We start from the raw sequence: 544 nt of genomic DNA on the forward strand, positions 1-544 counted from the left end.
AAGCGCAGCTCGTGCAGCTTCTACGCCTAAAGAAACAGTTGTTTCATTTTCATTAGCAATGTAACGTTGACGTATTCCTGTACGCTGAACAATCCACGAATCTGATGTTTCAACAAACTTCGCAACCTCATCATTCGATAAGCTTTTTTTTGGTAAGGCACTACCTACACCACGAATAACTGATCGAATCATTCGGTTCTAACCTTTTCTTGAGATTTTTTACTTATATTACAAATGTTTATCATATGGTCTCCCCATTATTAATCGTGGGTTCACTTTCTTTATCAAAAAGTTTTTCTTTATTTTCATGAAACCGCCGCAAATCAGCCGTTATTTTTTTCAAAAGTCTATTACTAACCATCTCATAAGCAACGCGGATAGCAGAAGCAAAACCGCTAGCATTAGCGCTACCATGACTTTTTATGACAACACCGTTCAAACCTAAAAGCACTCCACCATTCACCCTATCGGGATCCATTTTATGTCTCAGTGTACGAAAAGCGCCCCGCGACAAAAAAAAACCAAGGGATGAGAAAAAAGAACT

General features: G+C 38.6%; 2 pseudogenes. Both read right to left on the reverse strand.

Annotation, left to right across the window (positions count from 1 at the left end):
• A pseudogene (locus tag ACFIK8_RS13035) lies at nt 1-192 on the reverse strand (3-oxoacyl-ACP synthase); the annotation flags it as partial.
• 49 nt (nt 193-241) lie between these two features.
• A pseudogene (locus tag ACFIK8_RS13040) lies at nt 242-544 on the reverse strand (phosphate acyltransferase); the annotation flags it as partial.

This window comes from Bartonella sp. MR168JLCBS (assembly GCF_042194175.1).